This window comes from Photobacterium pectinilyticum (genome assembly GCF_024357955.1).
Lineage (GTDB): Bacteria > Pseudomonadota > Gammaproteobacteria > Enterobacterales > Vibrionaceae > Photobacterium > Photobacterium pectinilyticum.
Map to the genome: position 1 here is coordinate 1 of NZ_JANEYT010000009.1, position 25,946 is coordinate 25,946.

Below are 25,946 nucleotides of genomic sequence, written 5' to 3' on the forward strand. Positions count from 1 at the left end.
AAGTGAGCTTGGAGCATAAAAATTCCCTCCAGTTGCTGCCTACTTTAAGTGTAGCAACAACTTAAGGGAACATAGCGATTCAATTTAGCCTCAAACCTGAAGATTACTTTCCGGAAAGTAAATGGGGTGAGCAAATTCACATACGTCCAACCGATCTACGTACGTTCAGTGCCAAGTTCAAGCTGCTGTGTCAAGACAGTGGGGAGCCACTATTACCCGCTTTTGCCGCCAAGCATGTCTCACCGCTGACCTTCAGTTGCTTTTCGCTGGCTTTGTGGACAGCCAACAATCTCAACACTTTTATTCAGGACGCCTGCCAATACTGCATCTTGATTGGTTCCCCCATTCGACTAAAGCGCCATATAACGCCGCATGGGAACAGCGAGCTGTGGGTGATCAACCATGATCCCTACAACGACAAGTTAAAGGTGTCTGATCTTGGCTTTATGATGTATATCGCCACTTTAATCGAGATGATCCAGCAAGTATCCGGCGGCATAGATAACCTGATATTGAAAATCGGCCGGTGGCCATTCAGCCTACAGCAACAGCAACAGCAGCGATTCGAGAAAATGATGCGATGTAAAATCGAAATAGGCTCACCAATCATCACTATCAGTTTTCCCAACGATGTTGAGGCAATAAAACTAAAAGGCAGGGATCCCGATATATATTCAGCTGCCGTTCCCCTTCTGCGCCAGGCAGTCAGCAAGCTGGCACACCACGATATCATCCTGTGTATTTATAAGCTGCTGGATAACGAAGTGAACCTGCAGACCGTCTCGCGGGAAAAAATCGCAGCAGAGATGCTAATGAGTGTGCGAACCCTCAATCGTCGCCTTTCGACTCTGGGCTCTTGCTATCGGCAAGTACTGGAGCAATACAAGCTGGAAAAGGCCCTACTGCTACTAAGCCAACCCAATATCAATCTGACCGATATCGCCTTCCGACTCGGGTTTGCTGATCTCAGTAGCTTTTCCCGGGCATTCAAAAGTTGGACCGGCTACAGCCCAACACATTTCCTATGATCCGGTGGTAGGCCAATTGATATACTCAGGGATTGCCTTCTAGTGCCATAAACCTTTACTTTTACCATTAAATCGTCATTTATGAGGTTGAACAAAACTGACTTCACTTTCGATAATAGAGTCATTCATCAGTTAAGGTGGATCGTTATCATGCTGCTTGTCACGTTTTGCGCAGCATGCACACAAGTTTATCGACCCCCTCCTAAAGCTATCAATGTGCGCGATACATTATTTTTCGCTCATCAATCAATTTCACTTGTGACAAAGTTATCAGAAACATGCATTTTAGGTAACGTTCCCGAAAAAATCGATCTATCATCCACCCAGATACAAAAAGTGAAGTAACCAACACAACTGGTTTCTATTTCTTCTTCGATATAGAGCTTGTACATCAAAAGCATAAGCCGAAGTACGCTTACGAATTATTTTGGGAACGTTTGCAAAAAACCAAAACAATTAATGTGAGAACATAAGAATGAAACTACACACTTTAGCGGTTGCTGTAACAATGGGGCTAATGACTACATCGGTTTTAGCAAGTGAAGACGTTGCAGCATTAGAGCAACGTATTAATGCATTAGAACAAAGAGTTGTACAAACAGAGCAGATTTCTACCGAAGCAAATGAAAAGGCTTCTTCGTTTGAATTTCACGGCTATGCACGCTCTGGGTTATTGATCAACGACGACCTCAACGGCGCGACAGGCACAGGACCTTATATGACGGCTGCAGGTGCCATTGGTGCGCCAGTTGGACGACTTGGTGTTGAAGATGATCATTACGTTGAAGCGAACTTGATTCATAAGCGCTTTGCAGATGATGGTTCTAGTGCCTTGTTTCGTATCATGTTAGCCGACAGTACTGAGACAAATAACGAGTGGACTGCCAGCGAAAGCCAGTTAAATGTACGACAAGTATATTCAGAACTGAACCGTCTGAGCATGTTCTCTGAATCTGAAGCGTTTTCTGAAGCAACGTTTTGGGCGGGTAAACGATTCGATCGCGACAATTTTGATATTCACTTTTTCGATTCGGATATTGTCTTCTTATCAGGTACTGGCGCAGGCGTTTACGACGTTCAGATGAGCGACAACTGGAAAGCGAATTTCTCTATTTATGGCCGAGATTTTGGTGAGATTGATAGCTCATCGACAGATGTAGAAAATTACATTGCAACCATGAATAACCGCATTGGCCCATGGCAAGTGATGTTGAGTGGCATGACGTCAGCTGACAACGATAACCGCCTAAATGGTGCTGCTGAAAGTGGTGTACACGCTATGTTTGCGTACCATGGAGACAACTTCTTTGGTTTGAGCGAAGGCTTCTCTAAAACGGGTATGCTAGTCGGTAGCGGCCTAGGTGCGGAGCTAAAAGGCATCGGTTCAAATGGTGATCTACTGGATGACGCAAAAGCTGTTCGTCTGTTTAGCTACGGTGTGACTCGCATTGGCGACAACTGGCGTTTAGCACCTGCATTGATGGCAGAGCATAGCCAAGACCGTCTGAAGAAGAATGACGAGTTTACATGGGCTTCTTTGAACGTTCGATTAGCTCAAGAATTCACTGAGAACTTTGAGATGGTTTACGAAGGTTCATTACAGTACATGGATTTGGACAACTCGACAGAGCAAGCGAGCGGTGGTTTCTATAAAGCCACAGTTGCGCCAACACTAAAGCTTTCAACCAGTAACGGCTTTTTTGATCGACCAGAACTGCGTTTCGCTGTGAGTTATGTGGACTGGAGTGAAGACCTAAATGGTTACTCGATCAGCACTGAAGCAGATGCAGCAACGATGGGAGAGGGCGGCGAGGTTCTATTTGCACTGCAGATGGAAACTTGGTTCTAATTACCTGATATATCGTTTAGATAAAGAGTTTTAATCATGATGTGATGTTCGCATCATTAAATGCCAACCTTATCGTTTCAACTCGAAGGTTGGCATTTTTGTATCTTGAAACGACTTAATGTCTAAAGTGTAGGTTGGTATAACTCGCTAGCAAGACTCTCGCTCAATGGTGGTGAAGGTCAGCACCATCTTACTCATTTCAAAGCCTTTTTTATCAATACGCTCAAGTAGTAACTTGGCTCCATTTTCACCCGCTTTATCAAACGCATAGTTAAACGTAGAAAGCGTTGGCGTGCAAACTGAAGCAAGCTCATCGTCACCTACACCTAGAACTAATACATCTTTTCCAGGAACAAGCCCTGCTTCCTGAATGGCTCTGATCGCACCTATTGCGATACGGTCAGTTGCACAAAACAGGCCGTCGAGCTGAGTGTGATCTTTGAGAGACTGCTTAGCCAGCTTGTAGCCTGAATCTATGGTGAAGTCACCACGGGCGTGAAATTGCATTGTGAGATCGTTAGATTGAAGCGATTGAGCGAAGCCTTCCGATCTCATCTTATCAACCGCGATATCATCGCCTTGTACACCGATGAACCCCATATGCTGACAACCCTTCGAGATGAGGCGGTTGCCAGCTTCAAATCCAACACGGGTGTCGTCGTGCACAATGCTTGGGATGTTAAACATCGAACCATCTTGACCAACCAACACTACGGGCACTGCAGAGCTTTGAATCGCTTTGACTAATTTGTTGTCGAGGTGGGTCGCGTACAGGATGATGCCTTCAACACGCTTCTGTTTAAATATCTGAATATATTCGAGTTCTTTGTGGTGTGTTTGGTGCGTGCTCGCCAATAGAACATGCTTGCCCGCTTGCTCTAAAACTGCGGTTAAACCGTCGACCCCTTGAGATGTGGCGTGGGAAGAAACCCTAGGAACAATCACCCCAACAAGGTTAGTTTTCTGAGACTTTAAGTCTTTAGCAACTTGATTTGGGAGATAGCCACACTCTTCTACCGCTTTACGCACCTTCACCTTGGTCGCATCTTTTACGCCATACTCATCGTTGATTACTCTTGAGACCGTCGATTTGGAAACTCCAGCGAGACGAGCGACATCATGAAGACTAGCCATTATTCATTATCCATTTGTAATTTTAGTTTTGGGATTGTTTGCAAACAGACCATCAAATTTGTCTGCTTATCAGGAGATTTTAACCCTGTCTTCTTATCCTAGGGAGATAATTTGAAGATCATTCTCACAGTATTGAGCAGTTATCTTTGATCATTTGTTATTTCTAGGCAAAAATTTGTTTTGCAAACGTTCCCGAAAATTCAAAAACTCGAATGATAATCCAATGGGGTATGTAATGAATTATCCAAAAATAGCAAAAGAGCTGCTCTCTCTATTAGGTGGTAAAAGTAATATCACCGCACTCGCACACTGTGCGACTCGTCTGCGTCTTGCGGTTGCAGACCAAGATAAAATTGATGAACAGGCGATTGATAACCTAGAAGGGGTTAAGGGCCAGTTTAAAGTGGCGGGGCAATATCAGATCATCTTTGGTTCAGGCATCGTTAACCAAGTTTATGCAGAGCTGGCTAAGCTGACCGAAATGACGGAAATGTCAACTAACGATGTGGCGTCTGCGGGTGCTGACAATCAAAATATCGTGCAACGAGCAGTGAAAGGCCTGTCTGATATTTTTGTCCCAATCATTCCTGCGATTGTTGCTGGTGGTCTGTTAATGGGTATCTACAACCTATTGACAGCTCAAGGCTTGTTCATTGATGGCAAATCTTTAATCGACGCTAATCCGGGGTTGACCGACTTAGCAAACATGATCAACACATTTGCTAATGCACCTTTTGTTTACTTACCTATTTTATTAGCATTTTCAGCGAGTAAGAAGTTTGGTGGTAACCCATACCTTGGCGCGGCTTTAGGTATGTTGATGGTTCACCCAGATCTTCTTAACGGTTGGGGCTTCGGTGGCGCATCGGTGTCGGGCAGCATTCCAGTTTGGAACATTCTAGGCTTCGAAATCGAGAAAGTGGGTTACCAAGGTTCAGTACTGCCAGTTCTCGTTTCTGCGTTTATTCTAGCGAAAGTCGAGCTTGGCCTGCGTAAAGTGGTACCTTCTGTTCTGGATAACTTGCTAACACCGCTACTGGCTATCTTCGTGACTGGTCTACTGACATTCACGGTTGTGGGTCCATTTACACGTGATATCGGCTTTCTACTGGGTGATGGCCTGAACTGGCTATACAACAGTGCTGGCTTCATTGGTGGTGCGGTGTTTGGTTTGATTTATGCGCCGTTCGTTATCACAGGTATGCACCATAGCTTTATCGCTATCGAAACTCAGTTGCTTGCGGATATCGCAACGACGGGTGGTACGTTCATCTTCCCTATCGCGGCGATGTCTAACGTTTCACAAGGCGCGGCGGCACTGGCTGTTGGTTTCATGACTCGTGATACAAAAATGAAGAGTATTGCGATTCCTTCTGGTGTGACAGGTCTGCTTGGTATTACTGAGCCTGCAATGTTCGGTGTGAACTTGAAGCTTCGCTACCCATTCATTGCCGCGGTTTGTGCAGCTGCTGTATCAAGTGCATTTATCACCATGTTCAATGTGAAAGCACAAGCGCTGGGTGCAGCGGGTATTCCGGGCATCATCTCAATATCACCAGAAAAAATTGGCTACTACGTGGTAGGTATGATTATCGCGTTCGTGACTGCCTTTGCTCTGACCGTTGTTTTAGGTCTGCGTGAGCGCAGCAAGCAAAATATTAAAGCAACAGCTTAACGTTTCTCCCTAGAAGTGAAGCCCCCCTTTTCACTTCATTTCCTAAGCTTTGGGGTGCTAGCTAGGTGATTTGGCTTAGCTAGCCTTTTTATATTTTTATATGACAGCGTGAAGTGTCACCTTGCTTTCGGTTGCTACTGCTTTCGATTGCCATCGCTTTCGGTTGTCATGATTTTCAGTTTTAAGGTAAGAAAGATGAATCAAGTTTGGGTAACTGGAGACGCTGTCGTCGACCTCATTCCGGAGACTGACGCGACATTATTGAAATGTCCGGGCGGTGCGCCTGCCAATGTCGCGGTAGCGATTTCTCGCCTTTTAGGCAAAAGCGCATTTTTCGGCCGAGTGGGTAACGACCCGTTTGGCACTTTTATGGAAGTGACTCTGCAAAAGGAAGGTGTGAATACCGAGCGTTTGGTGAAGGACCCTGAACAACGCACATCAACTGTGGTGGTTGATCTTGATGACCAAGGCGAGCGTAGCTTTACGTTCATGGTTAAGCCAAGTGCCGACCAGTTTATGTCTGTTGAAGACATTCCCGAATTTAAGAAGAACGAATGGTTACACGTCTGCTCAATCTCTTTGGCTAATGAACCAAGCCGAAGCAGTACCTTTGAAGCTATCCGACGCATGAAAGCCGCGGGCGGTTACATCAGCTTCGATCCAAATCTACGCGATGAAGTGTGGCAAGACCCTTCTGAAATCAAGTCTGTGGTCATGAAAGCGGTTAAGTTGGCAGATGTGGTCAAATTCTCAGAAGAAGAGTTGGATTTCTTAACCGATTCTACTTCGATGGAACAAGGTTTGGCTCATATTGCTGATCTTAACAATACGCTTGTTCTGGTAACGCAGGGTGCGAAAGGCGTTTGGCGAGTATTTGAAAACCAAGGAGTGTTGATTTCAGGTCGTTCAGTGACGCCAGTTGATACCACAGGGGCTGGCGATGCTTTTGTTGGTGGCTTGCTTGCAAAACTTTCTCAACATGAAGAGTGGAACAACCATCAAGTTGTCGACTCTGCCATCCAATGGGCGAATGGTTGTGGTGCATTAGCAACAACGCAAAAAGGCGCGATGACCGCACTTCCAACGCAAGATACGCTTGCTCAGTTTATTGCTCCTGAACAAGATTCCTCAAGTGTGACGAACACTGAGGGGAATGTATGAGTTTGAATTCAAACTGGACAGTAGAACAAAGATATCGTCGTGTAGAGCAGATTTCTCAAAACAGCATTGATGCGATGGTAAAGCTTCGCAAACAAGACGCTGGATACCCTGACTACCATATTGCGCCTAAGTTTGGCCTGCTCAATGATCCGAATGGCTTGTGTTTCTTTAATGGTGAACACCACCTATTTTACCAATGGACGCCAGTTGGCCCTGTCCATGGTATGAAGTATTGGTACCACCTTTCTACCAAAGACTTCGTTCATTTCGAAGACCACGGCATTGGCTTACACCCAGACCAAGATTACGATTCTCACGGTGTTTATTCTGGTGGAGCATTGGTTGAAAACGATAATGCGTTGCTGTTCTTTACCGGTAACAAACGCGATGAAAATTGGCTGCGAGTCCCTACTCAATGTTTTGCCAAGATGTTTGCCGACGGCAAGATAGAAAAGCACGGCGTGGTTATCGAAAACAATCACTACACAGAGCATTTCCGCGATCCAAAAGTGTGGAAGCAGGGTGACGATTACCTAATGGTTGTTGGGGCTCAAACGCCTGAAAAGACAGGTTCTATGGCGTTGTATCGCAGCCGTGACCTGATGAATTGGCAGCACAAGGGCCCAATTCAAACTCGTTACAACAACCTTGGCTATATGTGGGAATGCCCAGATTTCTTTGAAATAGGCAACCAATCGGTGATGCTGTTTTCTCCGCAAGGTGTGTCTAGCGATAACCCATACGATTTCAAAAACATCTATTCTGTGGCTTATCTTGTCGGCGATCGCCTAAATCTAGATTCAGCGGAATTAGAAAACCATCAAGACATCACGCAGCCAGATTACGGCTTTGATTTTTACGCACCTCAGACTTACTTGGATGATTCAGGTCGTCGGATAATGATTGCTTGGGTAGGTCTTCCTGATATTGATACTCCATCTGTCGAGCATCAATGGGCAGGTATGCTGTCTTTACCTCGCGAGTTGAAAATTCAAGATGGCTATCTCATTCAGTCTCCACTATCTGAGCTTAAAGCGCTACAAGGAGAAGCGGTTGCGGTTGAGAATGCTTTCGAATTGGATACGACGAGCTTCATGGTCCAGCTCGAAACGGATACGAAAACGGACGAGTTTGAGTTAACGCTAGCTAATGCTGCGGGTGATAACATCGTGTTCAGTGCCACGGCGACGGAGTTCATTCTTGATCGCAGCAAGATGTCTCAACTCTACGCGGAAAAGTTTGGCTGTGTGAGAAAAGCGCCGAGGTTGAGCACCAAGCAAACCATCGAAGTTTATGTCGATAAGTCGGTGATCGAAATCTTCATTAATGGCGGTAAACATACAATGACCAGCCGCTTCTTCATTGACGATTTGAACTTGTTGTCCATTACTGGCGACGTGAAAACCGTTTATCACTCGATAGGGCCAATTAAAGGGCTTGATAATTAAGATTACCATCAGCTCTCATACTTACATCCTGCAATAGTGACTCATGGAGAGTTTACAGCTGATTTTCTGGATACCCCTTAAAACCACAGGTTACAGTCGGGATAAGTGAGGCAACCTCCGTATACACAGGACGTTTCGTGTCAGCCTGAAAGGGGGCAGCTGACACGTCATGTAGTTGATTGATGAGTAAGTGACTATCATTACATTTTCATACTTGATAACGAGTTTACAAGAGAAGTTAGGATGCTCATCCAATGACTTGTGCAGATAGTCCAGGGGGGGCGTCTAGCTGATTGTCACAAATCAAGCTTAGAAACAACAAGGCCGCCCCAAAAATGGACGGCCTAGATCTGCCAGTCTACAGGTGATGGTATTACACCTCAAAGCGCTGGTAACGCTCGAACAAGGCCTCGATATCGTTGCTGCACATCACGTCCATGTTCTCCTGCAAGCGTTTCATCGGCCAGTCCCACCATTTCATTTCTAGCAGCATCGCAATATGCGGATCGCTAAAACGCTTTTTGACTTTCTGGCCGGGATTGCCGACGATCACGGCATAAGGTTCAACATCTTTGGTAACAACAGCCCGCGCACCGATCACCGCCCCATCACCGATGGTAATGCCGGGCATAATGACACACTCACTGCCGACCCAGACATCGTTGCCAATCACCGTATCGCCAGCGCGTTCGAAGCCCGATTTAACCTTGCCGCCGAATTTACTGACATCAAAAGGAAACGATGAAATCCAATCATGCCGATGGCCCTGATTCCCAGCCAACATAAAAGTCGCCCCGGATGCTATCGAGCAGTACTTGCCGATAATAAGCTGGTCGACCTCGCCGAAGATCCCTGACTCCCAAACCGCCCGGCTCGAGTGGTCGCCCAGCAAATACCGAACACAATGATCCTCAAAATGTTTGTCATGGTAATAGCCGGAGTAATACGTATGTTCTCCGACTGTAATGTTTGGATTCTTTACATGTTCCCTGACTTCATAACCGCCAAGCCATGAAGGAAATATGGATGAAGTCATAGCCACCCCTTATAAATGCGCACTGCTTTATTACTCGTTATGCCAACAAGTATAGTGACGATAACCACATCCATAAATGCCAACGTCTGATAAAGGTTGAACAAATCACTGCAGCCAAGCTTATAACAGGATAAACGGCTACCGGCTTCTGCTGTCCAAACATGATAAGGCCAGTATTCAACTGGCATTCAATGCGTGCTGAATCAAATTATTCTTATCATTTTATTACCAGTTGGCGATACAGCTAGCAAAATACCAATCTCTGTATTGTCGAATGCGCTGGGCTGGATTAACAATCAATGCAGCGAGATATACAGGATGAGAATATGAATAAGGTTCAGCCCTATCACACCCGTTGCGTTATCTTCGATTGCGACGGCACCTTGGTAGACAGCGAGCGGCTGTGCAACCAAGCATTAGTGAACATCTTTTCCCGGCTTGGCGGAGAGCTTAGCCTCGACGAGTGTATTGAGCATTTCCAAGGAGGTAAGATTGTCGATATTCTCGCCGAAACCCGACGACGTACAGGGGTTACAGTATCTATCGATACCCTGGAGCCTATGTACCGGGAAGAATGCCGTAAGCTATTCAACGAGCATTTAATACCTATAGACGGTGTTCCCAACTTGCTCCAAGAGCTGACCCAACTTGGCATTGATATGTGTATTGCGTCCAACGGTCCGGTCCATAAAATGGAACATACCCTCGGCCTGACCAACATGCTGCACTATTTTGACGGTAAGCTCTTCAGCGGCTTTGAAGCCAGCAGCTGGAAACCGGATCCGGACTTGCTGCACTTTGCCGCCATGAATATGGGCTACCGACTGCAAGACTGCGTATTTGTCGATGACACTGCGCGTGGCGTTCAGGCTGGGCTCAATGCAGGGATCCCGACGTTCCATTACGCCGCCCCTCATGCGCCAGAAATCACTGACCCAAGGGTGATCACTCTGACCAAAATGCCGCAGCTGCTTGATTATATTCGTGCCCAATAACGAGAAAAGGCCCGGTTGAGTTGCTATGAACCAACTCAACCGGGCCTCTTCTATCAGCGTTCATCCGTTAGGACTTTCCTTGATTATCATCGTTTCCTGACAGCAAGCTATCCCACGACGCCTGCCACGGCTGTTGCTGGTAGCCCGACATTGATGTTTGGCTTTCGGAGTTAGCCGCGCTGAACGACGTTGCTGTGCTGGCCTGCAAATCATGTGTCGTCAGTCCCCCCTTAGCTGCTCGCATATCAGTTTCAGACCAACCCTCCTCACCTTTATATCCATTCTGTACAATCTCAGCGGAGCCGATATTGTCAACGGGTTGCAGTGTTGACATTTCACTGGCTAGATCGCCCAACGCCAACGTTTCGAGGTTTTCTTCTGTTGGCCGGTAGCCCTCCCTGCCATAGAGCTTATCGAGCAAATACATCACCGAATGAGGGGCTAAGTCCTCGTCTTGCTTAAGCATCTTATAGACTTTGTTTGCCACATTCTGAACCCCGAGAATAGTATCTATATCAAGGAGCTGAACGACTTCATCTCGTGCTTCTTTGGCCTGCTTATAACCATTCACATATGCCAAGGAATACCAAATATAGGCGATAGTGGCATCGGTCATAGTGGTGCGATTATGCATCTTGGCCACCAGCATCTGGGCCTCACCGTCCCCTCTTTCGGCCGCCCGCTCAAGCCAATACATGGCTCGGTGACAGTCCTTACTCACACCAATACCCACCTGATAACAAAAAGCGGTTTTCATAAAGCCATTGATATCCCCTTGCTTTGCCGCTCGAAAGCGCCACAAAAATGCCTCCAGAGGCTGATGTGGCTGGGCAAACTCAGACAGGTACCAATCACCAAGAAACAGCATCGCGGCTATCAGCTCTTTGTCTGCAGCCTCCTGTACCATTTCCAAACCCGCTTCGACATCGATGTCAGTTCCCTGACCACGGATCAGTAGCAGTCCAAGTTCAAATAACTCTTTCGATTCGCCGCACTTCGCTTTGACTACCTGCTCCCAGTATCGCGATTTGGCTTCACCTTCAGGATCGTCAATATCGGCCCGACACAAGCGAGCCAATGCATTCTGGGCAATGATATTGTCGAGTTTGGCCGCTTTGTCATACCAGTTAATGGCTTCTCGCACATTGGTCAGTTCATATTCCTTGGCTAAAGACAACTGACTCGATACGTGACCGGTCTGCGCCTTGAAAATCTTTTCTTCACGCTCGGCAATTTTCGCTTTTTCCAGCACTTGCTGATATCGAGCTTCTTTCTGCCGCTTTTCAAGCAAAAGCTGTTGCTGTTTGCCCTGGGAGGCAAAAACACGGTATAGGATCCACGCCAGTAAGCCTGCTGAAAGGCCTGTCACAACCATTAGATAAGGCATATCCCCTCTACACTTCGAATTTATATTTATATAATACCGAACATCTACCGCATTCGCTGAGACCACTCCCTCTTTCCCAAAAGCAGCGGTCTTTTTCTCTTTGATTACTTATATCGACCAACAGATCAAAAACTGGAGGGGAGATTCCCCATAAGTATATGACAAATCCTCTCTATTCAGCTTGTTTGAATTCGAAATAAAGCCAACAAAAACAAGCATAAAAGTAAATCAGTGCTAAATTTGTTAGTGGTTACTGGATCTTGGTAGCCTCCACAGAATCATTGCCAGTAAGGATAAGGAGCAAGGATGTTTCTCGACTATTTTGCCTTAGGCGTTTTATGCTTTGTCGCGGTATTCCTGTTCTACGGGATCATCGCCATTCACGATATCCCCTATGAAATTTCAGTAAAACGTAACCACCCCCATCAAGATGCAATTCACTATGCTGGCTGGGTGAGTCTATTTACCTTACATGCCATTTGGCCGTTTCTGTGGATTTGGGCCACGCTTTGGCGCGAAGATCGCGGCTGGGGATTTACCAAAATCCAAAACGAGCAGAACGAGTTGCACCATGAAATACTGAAGCTGTCAGAGCAAGTCGAGCACCTCACCGGTAAAGTTGCAGAATTGGAAGTGATACAGGCCAGAAAAGATAACTCGACAGACACCCAGCAGGGAGGTGAGCACTAATGGATCTATTACTCATTCTGACCTATGCCGCGCTGTGTATTGCCGTTTTTAAAATCTTCAATATCCCACTCAACAAGTGGACCGTACCTACCGCAGTGCTCGGCGGCATTATTCTGATTGGTACCTTGATATTGCTGATGAACTACAACCATCCGCATAGCAATATGGGCGGGCAATTTTATGTAACAACGCCCATTGTTTCAGGCGTGAGGGGCAAGGTGATAGAGGTACCTGTTAAGGCCAATACCCCAGTCAAAAAAGGTGATGTACTTTTCCGTATTGATCCCACCCTGTACGAAGCTGAGGTCCAACTGCAGTTGGCCGCCCTTGCCGAAGCAAAGCAAAATGTTCTGGGCCTTGAAGCGGCATACCACGCAGCCAAAGCCAGTACCGAGCGGGCGATAGCCGAACGTGATCGGACTCTTAGCCAATACCAGCGCTATGAACAGGGGTTTAAGCGCGGTGCGTTTACCAAATCGGAAGTCGATAACCGCCGCCAATTCTACCGCAGTGCCGAGGCTTCTCTTTCAGCTGCACGGGCGGAAGAACAACGCGCCAAGCTAACCTACGAATCGCAAATCATGGGAGAAAATACAGCAATAGCTAAGGTCCGCGCCCAGCTGATCCAAGCCCAATTCAACTTGGAAGAAACCGTGGTCCACGCTCCGACGGCTGGCTATGTCACTCAAGTAACGTTGCGCCCCGGCATGATGGCTGTTCCCTTGCCACTAAAACCGGTGATGACTTTTATCCACCAGGAAGAGCAGTTTTTTATCGGTGCCTTCAGGCAAAATTCGCTGCTCAGGCTACGCCCTGGGTTTAAGGCCGACTTTATCTTTCGTGCCCTGCCTGGCAAGACGTTCCAGGGTGAAGTGATCGAGGTATTACCGGCTATTGGAGAAAGCCAAGTTCAAGCCTCAGGTGTTCTTTATGGCAGCGATCAGCTGCTACGCCAAGGCCGTCCATTGGTTAAACTGAAAATCACCGATGATCTGACTGAGTATCACCTGCCACAGGGGGCAAATGTCGAAATTGCGGTTTACTCAGACAGCTTCGAACATGTCTCGGTTATGCGTAAAGTACTGATCCGAATGAAAAGCTGGCAGAACTACCTGTTCCTTGATCATTGATCATTGATCATTGATCTGAAAAAATCACAATAAATAAGAATAAGGTACTAAATTACAATAACTTGTAAAGAAAGACACTAAGGTGGTGTGGCCTTGACTCTAAGGCCACCCAACCAATGAGAACCTTAGCGAACAATTTGTTTGCTTTTATATGACCAATCGCAGCAAACCGTTTTTCACTCATAAGCATTACTGCGATGGGTTCTTTTGGGAGGAAATCGACACTGTTATTCGATCGATATGCATTATTGACTTTATTCAGTCAATACAGCGCCATCATTTTCTCAGGGTATTACGCTCGACCAACTCCACCGGGATCATCAACTTCACTAACGCACGGTCTTCTGACTGAACTTGATTAAGCAATAACTTCACCGCCTCTTTGGCCAAGCGATTAAAATCCTGTTTAAACGTTGAGAGCTGGTATCCCAGCCAGCTGGCTTGGGGAATATCATCAAACCCAATGACTTGGATATCTTCAGGGATCGACAAACCAAATTCACTGCGAGCAATATCCATCAGGGCAATGGCTAAAGTGTCTGTCGAACAGAAAAAAGCATCAGGATGATGATCTTCAGCTAACACAGCCCGAATACCATCGAGCGCCTCTTCATACACATAACTGGTCTGAATATCCCTTGGCGTTTGGCCAGTCAAAGACTGAAGCTCCTCGGTGAATCCCTCAAGGCGTTCGGTATTGGTATAAGCAGGAATATTACCGGTCAAGTATGCGAGCTGTTCAGCACCACGCTGTACCAGCGTACGCGCGGCTATTTTCCCCGCACTGTAGTTGTCACTGATCGCTGAACTACACTTTGTTCCCTCTTCAATACGCGCAAATTGAACAATCGGGATATTAAAATCACGACATTCCTCATACAGAGCAGTATTGAACTGTGCAGAGGCAGCCATCACACCATCAACACGGTATTGGAAAATATTCGGGATCGAGTGTTGCTGCTGGTCATCAAGCTCCCAAGGGATCAATACTGCTGAATAGCCGTTTTTCTGTAACTCTTTACTGAGCAGCTGCAAGGTTTCCATATGAATAGGATAATCGGAGTCAGGGAAAACCAAGCCAATCAATCTCGATTCATTGGTTGTCAAACTACGAGCAAATGCATTTGGGCGATAGTTAAGCTCTTTGGCTGCCGCAAACACCTTTTCACGGGCTGTGGCGGAAACTGAACTCCCATCAATGAATACGCGAGACACCGTCGACTGGGATACACCAGCAAGCCTTGCAACATCACTAGCGGTAACTGGTTGTTTTTTAACAGACATATTAGGGATTCGGTTGAAACTATTGGAATAATTATATCAAACAACCCTTTGAATGCGCATGCAATTTTATCTAGCTATAAGGAAAAACAGAAATGCCTCATTTTACCATATCGTAAATTGTCATCATCGACATAACAAAAGCCGCTACCAGCGTCCGGACTGATAACGGCTTTATCGTTAATTTCTTTTCTGTTCGACTACTTACACCTTAGTGATTAAAAGTAGTAACGAATACCAGCAGAAAGCTTGTCATCGGTGTTAACAAACTCTGCACCGTTCCATTTATCTTTACCTTCATCGAACTGGTACTCCGCCCAAAGTAGGAAAGTATTCTTAGTAAAGTGGTATTCCACACCCGGGGTGAAGGTTTTACGCTCATAGCCCTGTGCACGCCCATCCGTTTCGGTCATATAGTTAGCATTGAACGTAGCACGAAAGCCATTATTGAAATGGTAATGGGTATAAAGCTCACCACCGCGTGAGTCGAAGAATTCTGCACTGGTATCTTTACCAACAACTTCCCAGCTATCTGCGGTGTGGAAAGTCATTCCCAAGAAGTAATTCGCCGAGCTGTAATTCAGGCCAACAAGACCGATGCGGGCTGTGTCACCGTTTTGTGTGCTGAAGTGATCAATAACACCGTTAATATCGGTAATTTCGTTCTGGTGGTAAGCAGCTCCCACAGTTAGGCCCGCAGCGATTGGGTAAAGTACCGATGCGCCGATGCCATTCTTCAAGGTCGCCGTCGAATCGCCAGCGAGGCCTACATCGGTGCGTGTTGTCTGATAGGTGAAGCCATATTTCAGATCACCAAGATTATTGCGGTAAGTCAGAGAGTTTGCAGCACGGCCAGTACCACTGCTAATCCCCAAATCTGAGAGGTTGTAAACGTTTGATCCTCGGGTTCCGTAGGTGCGGCCCATATCGGTGAACCAAGCTACATCGTAGAACGTTGACCACTGCTTGGTACCTGCGGCAATTTTGCCGTATTTGTCGTGCTCGACACCGGCATAAAGTAGGCGGTCATAAATGTCACTACCGTTGGAGCCGGAGTTGTAACCCCATTCAGCATGGCCAAAGCCCTGCCAATCATTATCTAGCTGCTTAACGCCTTTAAGGCCAAAGCGCGAACTACCACTGTTCCAAACGGGCTCGGAATCACCACCGTTATCTTGGTAGCGCGCTTCAAAGCGACCATCGATAGTCAGGCTATCGCCGCTGTCGTTAAAGAAGGTATGAGCAGCGACCGCAGAACCTGAAGTCAGTGCAGCCATTATAATCAGAGATAGTTTTGTTTTATTCATCATACTACTTGCCTCAAAATCAGGCGTCAGCAACCCTCAGGCTGACATCCTGACAAATTGATAAATATTGTTTTTTTAATCGTAAAAAAGGGCGCCCCAAAGGGACGCCCGACATCGCACAGGCGTGCTATCTTTCACAAGAGGAAAATGTGGAGCTTGCGAATTACAGTGCTGGGTTCAAAATTTGCTGAGTACGCTCAAATACATCCAAACCCTGCTGCTTCAGCCAGTATGGAAGGTCGATAAGAACCCAGTTCTCGGACAGTTTGTCGCCGTCACGGTAGTAAACGTCAACCACTTGCATGTCTGCACGCACTTCGCCACCAGTCATACCTAGGAAACCACCAGTTGGTGTGTTTGAAAGGTTTGGCCAGCCGAAGAAACAAGAGAAGTTACCTTCAGCGAAACGACAAACGTGGCCGTTAAACTTCTTGTCTTTTAGGTTGTTACGGAACGGCAGTTGGTGCTGCTGCTGGTAACGAGGGATAGTGTATGATGCACCGATACCACATGGGCCGTACCAGATCATGTCTTTTGACCAGCTCTTAGCCAGTACTTCTGGTGGGCAACCCATCGCGCCGCTGTCGTTAAGTGCAGATAGATCATCAACCATCTTGTTAACAAGAGCCAGAGTCGCAACACCTTCTTCTGGCGCAGCATCTTCAAACAGTAGACCGTCGTGGTTACGTGGGCCAGGGTAAACGAAGTGCTTGCCCGTTGAAGGAGGTAGTGGGTAACAACCCGCTTGATCCATCATGCCTAGAAGGTCAAGGAAAAGACCGGTCTTAGTGATCTTGCCATCAACAACACAGTTAAATTCTGCGTAGCGAACGTTCATGATCTTACCAGTAGGACGCATGCCTAGGAATTCAGCGTCTAGTAGACCCATGAAGTGACCCATGCTCATAACCCACGTTTCGCCTGGCGTTACTTCGTTTTCACCGCCGATAAAGATATCTTGACGACGCTGCATGCGAGTCATTGACTTCATTAGTGGAGACCAGAAAACGTCAGCGGCTGCTTGTGCGCCTTCTTGCTCGCGGAATGGGTAAACGCCACGCCATAGGTAACCTTCAGATGTATGTGCTTTTAGTACTTCAGCAACGTTTTCGTGAGTTGCGTTTTCCATTGCGTCGAAGTAGTTACGTACAACGTGTTTCGCTTCTTGATACTTGCTCATAATGCAAATCCTGTCTTTATTTAATCTCAACAGAGCACAGTCTGTCGTTGATAATGGTTGTAGGCTTCGCTTCGGCGAAGCCCAAAATTTCGTTAAGCTGTTGCTTTATCTTTCTTTGAGAACACGCCGCTTTTAAGCGTTTCTGGTAGAGATAGCCATAGTAGACCCGCTAAGATCCATACGATTGGCGAGCCCCACATTGCTGTTTGTAGGTCTGAACGCTCTTGGATGAATACCAACACCATGGGTGCCCACATACCAATCAGACGGCCACCGTGGAACAGAGCAGCGCCGAAACTACGAAGGTGTGCTGGGAACAATTCTGAGAAGTAACCACCCCAAACCGCACTTGATGCAAGACCAAAGTTATAAACAAGGCCAAGGATCGCTAGCATGTTTAGCCCCATGAAAGTAGCGTCAGATGGTGCGATAAAGAAGATTGACGCCATGATACCGGCAAGGATGAAGCCGAATGCATTCACCTTACGGCCCCACTTATCGGCAACTGCACCCCAAACCCACGCACCTAATAGGCTACCAAATGCTGAGATTGAGAAGATAACGCCCATGGTTTGACCATCGAACATGCGTACTTCTTTTAGGTACGTTGTTACGAAACCATTGAAGAATTGGAAGCCGTAAAAGTTCATGCCAGAAAGCAGAAGACACGTTAATGTGATGCGTAGATTAGTACCGCGGAACATCTCGCCCCATGATCCTTTCTTCGCCTCAATATCCTTACCATTTGCGTCTTGCTGTACTTCTTCACCAAACGCAATCACTTTTTTGTCACTTGGTAGAACAAAGAACATAACAACAGCAGCAACTAGTGGTGGAACACCACCAACAATCATCATATTTTCCCATGCAGCATCAATGCTTGCTAGGTAAGCTGCATACGCACCCATTGCCATGACAGCCACAGAGAACATAGATGAAGCAAATGCCGTCAATTTACCGCGAACAGAGTCAGTGAATAGACCAATCATCAATGAAACCGCAACCGTGAAATAACCACCCAGTGCGATACCAACAATGAAACGCATTGCCGCCCAGCCTTCATAGCTGGTAAAACTCATGTTAAGGATTGTCGCAGCACCATTGATCGCAGTAATTGTGATCAGTACGTTTTTCTTGCCGAACTGGCTTGCGAACCAAGCACAACTTAGGGCGCCAATCAGGGCACCAAGTGATTGCCAAGTATAGAACTGGGCAGTATGTGCAAGGGTGATACTGTCATAGGCGTCGACGATGTAGGGACGGACGTAATCTATAACCACGAAGTTGTAACAGTAAAACACGTAACCAACCAAAATCGCCAAATAGGCAGCTGCGCGTTGCACCATTGGAACTTCGTTCATGTGTTTCTTGCTTGTCATGAGCGAATAATCCTCTAAATTTATTTGTATCACCCTTGTTAAACAATTGGGTGACCGAAGCTGTGTAGAGGGTCTATCCCCCCTTCCGCTTTCTGGTGGCAGATATTACACAGCCATGCAGGGTAAAAACCGTGATACAAATCAATTTTACATGAATGCGTACCCAAAAAAGGATTTCATGGGACATCGATCACACTCAGTATGTTTTTTATACAGATAACACTAAAAACCCTGTCAACATTGATCACGATCACGCAAACATACCAATGAAGTCCCACATCAAGGTGATTTTATGTACTATCCATCGCGATAATTATTCGGGCAACGCCCATAGAAACAACAAGGCAAACCCATTATGGTTGCGTACTCAAGAATTCTTGTCGTGCTGATATACCTGGTATTTACTATATTTATTAGCTACTTAGTAAACAAAAAAACATCCAATAGAGGCGATTTTTCGACGGGTGGGAAACAGTTTGGCTGGTTAACAGTAGGGGTTTCAATTCTAGCCACCTATATTAGTGCCATGACTTTTGTCGGAATGCCGGGCTGGGTATACAGTGATGGCATGCAGGCAATTGCTATCCACCTCAATTACCCCATCGTTATTTTCTTTAGCGTGGTGTTCTTTATCCCCATTTTCTACAAGCTGGGGTTAACCTCTATCTACGAATACCTCGAGCACCGCTTCGGCGTCATAACAAGAACAATTAACTCATTGGTTTTTATAGTAGTTCAGTGTATTACTTCTGGTATTATCTTGTACGCCGTTTCGCTTATCCTGGTTAGGATCCTGCCAATAAGCGTTGAAGAAGCAATCATTTATATCAGCCTGTTTACGGCGCTTTATACCTATGCGGGCGGGATTTCAACAGTGATCTGGACTGATGTTATGCAATCCGGTTTCTTACTTGCGGGTTGTGTGGCGATTTTTGTAACACTGGTCATGAGTCTGCCTGATTTGGGTGCGCTCCCAGAACTATCCAGTGCCGTAGCAGCCAAACTGTCAATGGCAAACTTATCCACCAGCTTTGGTGATGACACCACGTTAATGGCTGGCCTTATCGCAGTGAGCTTTCTCCATTTGAGTGTATATGGTTCTAACCAGCTGATTATTCAACGTACACTTGCGACCCGCTCGGTAGAAACCGCACAGAAGTCGATGCTTGTCTGTGGTTATGGTGCCTTTTTCGTTTACCTATTTTTCAGCTTGATGGGTGTGCTGTTGTTTGTGTTCTATCAAGGACAACCTTTTGAAAATAGCAACGACGTGATCTTGGACTTTGTCTTCAATCATACTCACCCATTGATAGTAGGATTAATCATGGCTGCGCTTTCTGCCGCTGCAATGTCGACCCTAGACTCCTCCTACAACTCAATGGCAACAGTCGCTACTTTCGATATTTATAAGCGCTTTATCAAGCCGGATAAAGACAATATCCACTATGAAAAAGTGGCACGACGCCTGAGTCTGAGTTGCGCCATGCTTGTTGTGATCCCAGCCATGTTGGCAATTTCCAATGAAAGTGTACTCAAAAGTATCGCGAGCCTGACATCCATCTTTGTTGGCATCCGTCTCGGATCTTTCTTGTTAGGGATCTTCTCACGATCTTCTAACGAAGCAGGCATCATCGCAGCCAGTATCGCCAGTATATTGGCTATCTTACTGTGCCAATCCGCTGGAGTGGCTTGGCCTTGGTATGCCCCAGCAGGCACCGTGGTATTTATCGCGACAGGGTTAATTGTCAGCCGACTGATAGGACAAACAACGGCAAGCCAACTTGCCTTTTTCGAACAACAAAAAAGCCTCTACCATGCACCAACGACCAGCCAGTATATGCTTTTAGTATTCGCAGCTTTTACAGTGCTGACATGCTTCTTTTTGCCAAGTTTACTGGCAAAAGTATTATTTTAAGGAACGATCATGCTATCTATTTTCGATATCTACAAAGTGGGTGTAGGCCCATCCAGCTCCCACACCAACGGACCCATGCTGGCTGGTTTCGATTTCTGCCAGAAAGTCGATGCCATGTTAGACGATGTGGCACGGGTGCAAGTGGATTTATACGGTTCGTTGTCACTAACAGGCAAAGGACACCACACTGACCGTGCATCAATCTTAGGCTTGATGAACAACAAGCCTGATGCGATTGATATACAAGCGGCCAACAAGGCGATGGCTGAAGGAGTGACGAACAAGACTTTGCAGTTTGCGGGTAAAAAAACCATCAGTTTTGATGTCGATACTGACATGCTGTTCCACAGCAGTAACTTACCCTTGCACGAAAACGGCATGACCATTACCGCCTTCAACCAGGCCGGTAAGCAACTTTTCATCGAGACCTATTATTCTATTGGTGGCGGTTTTATTGCAACCGCCAACGAGTTGCAAAACGGCAAAGCCACCAACGAAGTGACCGTTCCCTACACGTTTAAGTCCGCGGAAGATATTCTCGCGCTTACTGAGCGCGAAGGCATCAGCATCGGGGCGATGTTCTTGCGTAATGAACTAGCCTTCCGCAGCCAAGATGAACTGGATGCCAAAGCAGCTCAAATCTGGCAGGTGATGTCGAGTTGTATGGCCCGTGGTTTTGAAACTGAGGGAGTCCTGGAAGGGGGCCTACATGTGGTGCGCCGCGCGCCGGCCCTGCTGAAAAAGCTAGAGTCCAACCAAGAGATCGAAAACGATCCGATGGTGATATTGGATTGGGTAAACCTGTTCGCCTTTGCCGTCAGCGAGGAAAACGCAGCTGGCGGCCAAGTCGTCACCTCACCCACCAATGGGGCTGCGGGGGTGATCCCTGCCGTACTGATGTACTACAACAAGTTCATCCAAGAGCTAAACGATAAGCAAATCAAGGACTTCTTAGCTGTCTCTGCGGCCATAGGCATGCTCTACAAAATGAATGCATCTATCTCGGGTGCAGAAGTGGGCTGTCAGGGCGAAATCGGTGTATCGTCCTCGATGGCGGCTGCAGGGTTAACAGCGATCCGCGGTGGCAGCAACGAACAGATCTGCATGGCGGCAGAAATTGCCATGGAGCACTCCCTAGGAATGACCTGTGACCCGATCGGTGGCTTGGTTCAGATCCCATGTATCGAACGCAATGCGATGGGCGCGATGAAAGCCATCAATGCCTCACGCATGGCACTCAAACGCAACAGCAAATCGCTCATCTCCCTCGACAAGGTCATCGACACCATGTACCAAACCGGTAAGGACATGAACAAGAAGTACCGCGAAACCTCTTTAGGCGGCTTGGCAATGATCCATCTAGCACCACCATGTGAATAAACACCCAGGCCGAGCTTTCAAGGCTCGGCCGTTACTGCAACCTCTGCCTTGATAACAACAATTTTTCCTGTGCAATCTATAGTTCAACGGCGTATCCAGGTTGGTACCACACATGAAATTAGCTTGAGTTAGGTCAATGAATACAAAAAAGGCTGACACCAATGCCAGCCTTATATCTGCTCGTCTATGCTCGTCTATGCTTGGAAGCGAGACTAGAATACGTAAGCGAAGTTGAAGCCACCGCCATTATCGGTACGGCTAGACTCGCCGCGGAACTCATTCAGCTCGTTACGCTTGGCTTCGAATGACAGTACCGTTTTCGGCGTGAAGGCATAAGATAGGCCGACAGCATAGACTTGGCGGTCGCCAGTCACATCGCCTTCACCGTCGAAGTCGACATGCGAGACGTAAGCATATGGACGTAAACCAGATTCAAGCGCGTAATGGGCGTACACATCAACGGCGTTGGCATCTGCCCACTCGGTGCGTGGGCCACCCTGTAGACCGGCTTTGTGAATGTTTTCACCTTGGGTATAAACAGCTGCCACTTTCAGGCCACCGGCAACATACTGACCACCGACAGTGAGTGCGGTTTGCTTGTCACCGTCTTCAAGACCATTCACATTCTGAGCGTTAGCCACTTCAACTTTGTTTTCAAGGTAAGCCACACCCAGGCTTACACCTGAGTCAAAATCGTAGCTGGTCGATAGCGCATAGTTGTAGTCACGCTTAACCGTATCGCTTTGAACTTGCTTGTCTTCATCCTCAAAGCTGCCAGTTTCACCATTGCTGGTAAAACCGTAGTGCGCCGATACGTTCACGCCGTTATTGCTGTAACGGTAAGCTACCAAGTTATCACCACGACCAGTCGCAGCAAAGCCACCGTCAGTACCCTCTGAGTAGATAGGCGTTGCATCCGGGTCGATGATGATCAGGTTATCCATGTAGCGGGCAACATCATGGTAGGCAGACCATTGCTTACCGAAACGCAAGCTGCCCAGCTCCTCGTTATTGATGCTCACATAACCCAAGCGGTTACGGAAATTACTGCTGCCCGAGGTTGGGTTATTCAGAAACTGATCCCACTCAAATTTTGCATCCAGCGTCCAACCTTGCTGAAGTTGGCGCTCAAAGCCCATGTTCAAAATACTTCTGGTGGCAGAGAAAATGTCATCCTCACCCCATACAGGTTGGAATGCATCAAGAACGAAAACGCCACCCACATCGAATTTGTTTTGGTCATCTTCATAAAGAGTAAATGCCGATGCCTGACCAGCGAGTAAAAGGGTAGAGATGACTACAGAGGAAATTTTCAGCTTCATTTAATAGGTACTTCTAGTGATAGTTTTGACAATAATGCGTGTTTGCCAGCACAAACTATCAGAACAACCGCAACAATGTAATAGTAAACTAGTACACAAATGGGGTTGTTTTCGCTTATTTTACATCACAGACCCGGCTTATACCTATTAAATCATAAGGTTATATCGAAAAGGCATACTCGAGAAATTTTTTAACCCATTCGTTCAAGTGATTAAAAATCAGTCAAAACAACTGTGTCGGCTTTGTTTTTCCGATAAAAAAACGGCTTCTCAAAAGAGAAGCCGCTTGTTTTAATGATGGTTTACGCCAAAACGATTACTTAAACTCAACCAAATTATTCTGGTAAGTGTCGAACTGTGCTTCCACTTCTTCCGACGCACCACCGGTCATCTTGCTCACCACAACAATGGTGATTGTGGCAAAGATAAAGCCTGGGACAATTTCGTAAAGATCAAAAATACCACCGGTCAGCTGTTTCCAGATCACCACGGTGAGTGCACCGGTGATAATACCGGCCAGTGCGCCGTTACGGTTCATCTCTTTCCAGAACAAACTCAGCAGCAATGCTGGGCCGAATGCCGCACCAAAGCCTGCCCATGCGTATGACACAAGACCAAGTACAGTGCTGTCTGGGTTCATTGCCAGCATCAGGGCAACAATCGACAAGACGATAACCGCAATACGGCCAACGGTGACAATCTCTTCAGAGGTTGCTTGCGGACGGAATACCTGCTTATAGAAGTCTTCTGCCAACGCCGAAGATGACACCAACAACTGGGAATCCGCCGTACTCATGATCGCCGCCAAAATCGCGGCAAGCAAAATACCGGCAATCACAGGGTGGAACATCGAGTTCACCAGTAACATGAAGATACGTTCACCGTCATCCAAGTTACCGGCTAGCTGGTTATCAACAAACAAGATCCCCACCAGACCCACCAATACAGCACCAGCCATGGACAGGGCAGTCCAACCAACCGCTATGCGTCGAGCGGTAGTGATATCAGCGTTGCTTCGGGTTGCCTTAAATCGCGCCAAAATATGCGGCTGACCAAAATACCCTAGACCCCAAGCAGCCAGCGAGATAATCGCAATGGCCGATAGCGGTTCCCCCTTCACATCGTTGAACAAGGACATCAGCTCAGGGTTTTTCGCTTCCAGTGCTATTGCCAGATCGCCCGGGCTACCGTTCATCGCAGCAATAGGCACAATCAGCAACGCCGCCGACATCAACAAGCCCTGTACCAAGTCGGTCCAAGATACGGCGAGGAAACCACCGAACAAGGTGTATGAGACCACGCACACCGTACCGACAACGACCGCAATAGTGTAATCAAGACCGAAGACCGTCTCGAACAACTTACCACCGGCAACCAAACCCGAGCTGGTATAGAAAAGGAAAAACAGCAAGATAAAGAATGCTGAAATAGTTTGGAGCAACTTGGATTTATCGTTGAATCGGCGGGCCAAAAACTCAGGGATGGTCAGCGCATTGTCGGTCGTAATACTGTATGTACGCAGACGTTTGGCACAGATCAGCCAGTTGAGCCATGTACCGAGTAGCAAGCCGCCAGCCAGCCACAATGACTCGATACCCGCCGCATAAGCGTAGCCAGGCAGACCCAGTAGCAACCAGCCACTCATGTCCGATGCCCCAGCAGACAGTGCTGCAGGCCAAGGCCCCAACGTGCGTCCACCGAGGAAGTAATCGGCTGAATTTGACGTACGCTTATAGGCGATGTAGCCAATGGCCAGCATACCAATCAGGTAGGCGATGAACGTTGCTGTAATAGCAAAGCTGTTCTCTATCATTTTTTGAGTTCCCTCACTTAAAGCCCCCTGTTCATTGCAGGGCGATTTGATTATAACGCTGAAATCAGCGATGGGTTGTTAATTGGCCGCCCGCAGGTTGCAAGCTAGTTTCCCCGTATTTAGCGGCCCAACCCTCGGTTAGTGTTCCTCACCACTCCCCAACTCGAGCAAGGTGGCATTACCGCCAACCGCTGTAATGTTGATGGTCCGTGTTCTCTCGGTCACAAAACGCAGTAAGTATGTTGGACTGCCGATAACAGGAAGCTTGTCGGTATCAGTCTCACTGATAAGCTGAGCAAGCAAACCGGTTCGGGCAGCAAGTTGGCGCGCAAGCGCCTGGGTCGTTGACAGCTTGCCAGCATAGGCCACGCCAGCCACCGAAGGGTGGCTGGCCAAGTCAGCAAGCTGATCGTTATCGATAGCGGTGATCACCCCGCCAGCACAGCCGCTTTGCTCCAGCTGTGCGGCCAAATCTTTCGCTTTTACCGGGTAATCTGCAGCTAAGCAGACATACACAGTATTGCCCGTCACCAATGCAGCGGACAACTGGCCAACCACTGCCACCAGCGGTGTATCACTGTCTGCGGTGACAATAAAGCTGCCACGTCCGGCACAGTAAAGCTCGTTGGTTTCACCGGTTGGACCCGGCATCAACCAGGTCTGAGCCACATGCTCTTCAGCATGACGACACTGAAACTCCACCATGGCACGGCATTCAGTTGCCAGCTGATCGGTCCAATGACGCAAGATACGGGTACGCGCTTCATAGCCTAGGTTGTTCCAGCCTTCCCATGCCGCCGAGCTTGTATTTACCAATGTTTGAATCGTCATGATCA

At 47.2% G+C, this 25,946-nt stretch carries 20 protein-coding genes; 10 read left to right on the forward strand and 10 right to left on the reverse strand.

Annotated features, from left to right (window positions below):
• Positions 1–392 precede the first annotated feature (392 nt).
• Positions 393–1,028, forward strand: a complete 636-nt coding sequence (locus tag NHN17_RS25965; RefSeq protein ID WP_255041179.1) for a helix-turn-helix transcriptional regulator — start codon at positions 393–395, stop codon at positions 1,026–1,028.
• Positions 1,029–1,503: 475 nt separating this feature from the next.
• Positions 1,504–2,877, forward strand: a complete 1,374-nt coding sequence (locus NHN17_RS05855; protein ID WP_255041180.1) for a carbohydrate porin — start codon at positions 1,504–1,506, stop codon at positions 2,875–2,877.
• 147 nt (positions 2,878–3,024) lie between these two features.
• Here NHN17_RS05855 and NHN17_RS05860 read toward each other — a convergent pair whose 3' ends face one another.
• Entirely contained in the window at positions 3,025–4,011 is a 987-nt protein-coding gene (locus NHN17_RS05860) for a LacI family DNA-binding transcriptional regulator (RefSeq protein WP_255041181.1), read from the reverse strand.
• Positions 4,012–4,246: 235 nt separating this feature from the next.
• Between NHN17_RS05860 and NHN17_RS05865 the strand changes: the two genes are divergently transcribed.
• The 3 genes from NHN17_RS05865 (at position 4,247) to NHN17_RS05875 (ending at position 8,295) form a co-directional block, all read left to right on the forward strand.
• Positions 4,247–5,686: a sucrose-specific PTS transporter subunit IIBC gene (locus tag NHN17_RS05865; RefSeq protein ID WP_107348968.1), complete on the forward strand. Its 1,440-nt coding sequence runs from the start codon at positions 4,247–4,249 to the stop codon at positions 5,684–5,686.
• A gap of 195 nt (positions 5,687–5,881) precedes the next feature.
• Positions 5,882–6,847, forward strand: coding sequence for a fructokinase (cscK, locus tag NHN17_RS05870; protein ID WP_255041182.1), 966 nt, complete (start codon positions 5,882–5,884; stop codon positions 6,845–6,847).
• Entirely contained in the window at positions 6,844–8,295 is a 1,452-nt protein-coding gene (locus NHN17_RS05875; RefSeq protein ID WP_255041183.1) for a sucrose-6-phosphate hydrolase, read from the forward strand. The genes cscK and NHN17_RS05875 overlap by 4 nt, the downstream gene beginning before the upstream one ends.
• Before the next feature lie 373 nt (positions 8,296–8,668).
• Here the strand turns inward: NHN17_RS05875 and NHN17_RS05880 are convergent, their stop codons facing one another.
• Positions 8,669–9,331, reverse strand: a complete 663-nt coding sequence (locus NHN17_RS05880) for a CatB-related O-acetyltransferase (RefSeq protein WP_255041184.1) — start codon at positions 9,329–9,331, stop codon at positions 8,669–8,671.
• Between the two features lie 326 nt (positions 9,332–9,657).
• On the opposite strand from NHN17_RS05880, the gene yieH reads away from it, so the two are divergent.
• A complete protein-coding gene (gene yieH / locus NHN17_RS05885; protein WP_255041185.1) occupies positions 9,658–10,326 on the forward strand; it encodes a 6-phosphogluconate phosphatase in 669 nt (222 codons plus the stop codon).
• A gap of 67 nt (positions 10,327–10,393) precedes the next feature.
• Here yieH and NHN17_RS05890 read toward each other — a convergent pair whose 3' ends face one another.
• Positions 10,394–11,713 (reverse strand): tetratricopeptide repeat protein, encoded by a 1,320-nt coding sequence (locus tag NHN17_RS05890; RefSeq protein WP_255041186.1) that lies wholly within the window; start codon positions 11,711–11,713, stop codon positions 10,394–10,396.
• A 306-nt stretch (positions 11,714–12,019) separates the two neighbouring features.
• Here NHN17_RS05890 and NHN17_RS05895 point away from each other — a divergent pair, with 306 nt between their 5' ends.
• On the forward strand, positions 12,020–12,403 hold the full coding sequence (locus NHN17_RS05895; RefSeq protein WP_255041187.1) for a DUF3302 domain-containing protein: 384 nt from the start codon (positions 12,020–12,022) through the stop codon (positions 12,401–12,403).
• On the forward strand, positions 12,403–13,533 hold the full coding sequence (locus NHN17_RS05900) for an HlyD family secretion protein (RefSeq protein WP_255041188.1): 1,131 nt from the start codon (positions 12,403–12,405) through the stop codon (positions 13,531–13,533). Before NHN17_RS05895 ends, NHN17_RS05900 begins: the two co-directional genes overlap by 1 nt.
• A 276-nt stretch (positions 13,534–13,809) precedes the next feature.
• Here NHN17_RS05900 and NHN17_RS05905 read toward each other — a convergent pair whose 3' ends face one another.
• The 4 genes from NHN17_RS05905 to NHN17_RS05920 form a co-directional block, all read right to left on the reverse strand.
• Positions 13,810–14,817 (reverse strand): LacI family DNA-binding transcriptional regulator, encoded by a 1,008-nt coding sequence (locus tag NHN17_RS05905; RefSeq protein ID WP_255041189.1) that lies wholly within the window; start codon positions 14,815–14,817, stop codon positions 13,810–13,812.
• Between the two features lie 215 nt (positions 14,818–15,032).
• Entirely contained in the window at positions 15,033–16,121 is a 1,089-nt protein-coding gene (locus tag NHN17_RS05910) for a porin (protein WP_255041301.1), read from the reverse strand.
• Between the two features lie 163 nt (positions 16,122–16,284).
• A complete protein-coding gene (locus tag NHN17_RS05915) occupies positions 16,285–17,301 on the reverse strand; it encodes a nuclear transport factor 2 family protein (protein ID WP_255041190.1) in 1,017 nt (338 codons plus the stop codon).
• Between the two features lie 92 nt (positions 17,302–17,393).
• On the reverse strand, positions 17,394–18,680 hold the full coding sequence (locus tag NHN17_RS05920) for an MFS transporter (protein WP_255041191.1): 1,287 nt from the start codon (positions 18,678–18,680) through the stop codon (positions 17,394–17,396).
• 355 nt (positions 18,681–19,035) lie between these two features.
• Here NHN17_RS05920 and NHN17_RS05925 point away from each other — a divergent pair, with 355 nt between their 5' ends.
• Both NHN17_RS05925 and NHN17_RS05930 read left to right on the forward strand, forming a co-directional pair.
• Entirely contained in the window at positions 19,036–20,595 is a 1,560-nt protein-coding gene (locus NHN17_RS05925; protein ID WP_255041192.1) for a sodium:solute symporter family transporter, read from the forward strand.
• Positions 20,596–20,604: 9 nt separating this feature from the next.
• A complete protein-coding gene (locus NHN17_RS05930) occupies positions 20,605–21,975 on the forward strand; it encodes an L-serine ammonia-lyase (protein WP_255041193.1) in 1,371 nt (456 codons plus the stop codon).
• A 212-nt stretch (positions 21,976–22,187) separates the two neighbouring features.
• Here NHN17_RS05930 and NHN17_RS05935 read toward each other — a convergent pair whose 3' ends face one another.
• The 3 genes from NHN17_RS05935 to NHN17_RS05945 form a co-directional block, all read right to left on the reverse strand.
• The gene (locus tag NHN17_RS05935) at positions 22,188–23,297 is read right to left on the reverse strand and encodes a porin (protein ID WP_255041195.1); all 1,110 of its coding nucleotides are present in this window, start codon (positions 23,295–23,297) and stop codon (positions 22,188–22,190) included.
• A gap of 316 nt (positions 23,298–23,613) precedes the next feature.
• On the reverse strand, positions 23,614–25,110 hold the full coding sequence (putP, locus tag NHN17_RS05940) for a sodium/proline symporter PutP (RefSeq protein WP_255041196.1): 1,497 nt from the start codon (positions 25,108–25,110) through the stop codon (positions 23,614–23,616).
• A gap of 138 nt (positions 25,111–25,248) precedes the next feature.
• Positions 25,249–25,941, reverse strand: coding sequence for an aldehyde dehydrogenase family protein (locus NHN17_RS05945; protein ID WP_255041198.1), 693 nt, complete (start codon positions 25,939–25,941; stop codon positions 25,249–25,251).
• Positions 25,942–25,946: the final 5 nt, after the last annotated feature.

Coding starts and splice junctions, on each gene's coding strand:
- NHN17_RS05855 (WP_255041180.1), top strand. CDS start 1,504: ATGAAACTACACACTTTAGCGGTTGCTGTAACAATGGGGCTAATGACT.
- NHN17_RS05860 (WP_255041181.1), bottom strand. CDS start 4,011: ATGGCTAGTCTTCATGATGTCGCTCGTCTCGCTGGAGTTTCCAAATCG.
- NHN17_RS05865 (WP_107348968.1), top strand. CDS start 4,247: ATGAATTATCCAAAAATAGCAAAAGAGCTGCTCTCTCTATTAGGTGGT.
- cscK (WP_255041182.1), top strand. CDS start 5,882: ATGAATCAAGTTTGGGTAACTGGAGACGCTGTCGTCGACCTCATTCCG.
- NHN17_RS05875 (WP_255041183.1), top strand. CDS start 6,844: ATGAGTTTGAATTCAAACTGGACAGTAGAACAAAGATATCGTCGTGTA.
- NHN17_RS05880 (WP_255041184.1), bottom strand. CDS start 9,331: ATGACTTCATCCATATTTCCTTCATGGCTTGGCGGTTATGAAGTCAGG.
- yieH (WP_255041185.1), top strand. CDS start 9,658: ATGAATAAGGTTCAGCCCTATCACACCCGTTGCGTTATCTTCGATTGC.
- NHN17_RS05890 (WP_255041186.1), bottom strand. CDS start 11,713: ATGCCTTATCTAATGGTTGTGACAGGCCTTTCAGCAGGCTTACTGGCG.
- NHN17_RS05895 (WP_255041187.1), top strand. CDS start 12,020: ATGTTTCTCGACTATTTTGCCTTAGGCGTTTTATGCTTTGTCGCGGTA.
- NHN17_RS05900 (WP_255041188.1), top strand. CDS start 12,403: ATGGATCTATTACTCATTCTGACCTATGCCGCGCTGTGTATTGCCGTT.
- NHN17_RS05905 (WP_255041189.1), bottom strand. CDS start 14,817: ATGTCTGTTAAAAAACAACCAGTTACCGCTAGTGATGTTGCAAGGCTT.
- NHN17_RS05910 (WP_255041301.1), bottom strand. CDS start 16,121: ATGAATAAAACAAAACTATCTCTGATTATAATGGCTGCACTGACTTCA.
- NHN17_RS05915 (WP_255041190.1), bottom strand. CDS start 17,301: ATGAGCAAGTATCAAGAAGCGAAACACGTTGTACGTAACTACTTCGAC.
- NHN17_RS05920 (WP_255041191.1), bottom strand. CDS start 18,680: ATGACAAGCAAGAAACACATGAACGAAGTTCCAATGGTGCAACGCGCA.
- NHN17_RS05925 (WP_255041192.1), top strand. CDS start 19,036: ATGGTTGCGTACTCAAGAATTCTTGTCGTGCTGATATACCTGGTATTT.
- NHN17_RS05930 (WP_255041193.1), top strand. CDS start 20,605: ATGCTATCTATTTTCGATATCTACAAAGTGGGTGTAGGCCCATCCAGC.
- NHN17_RS05935 (WP_255041195.1), bottom strand. CDS start 23,297: ATGAAGCTGAAAATTTCCTCTGTAGTCATCTCTACCCTTTTACTCGCT.
- putP (WP_255041196.1), bottom strand. CDS start 25,110: ATGATAGAGAACAGCTTTGCTATTACAGCAACGTTCATCGCCTACCTG.
- NHN17_RS05945 (WP_255041198.1), bottom strand. CDS start 25,941: ATGACGATTCAAACATTGGTAAATACAAGCTCGGCGGCATGGGAAGGC.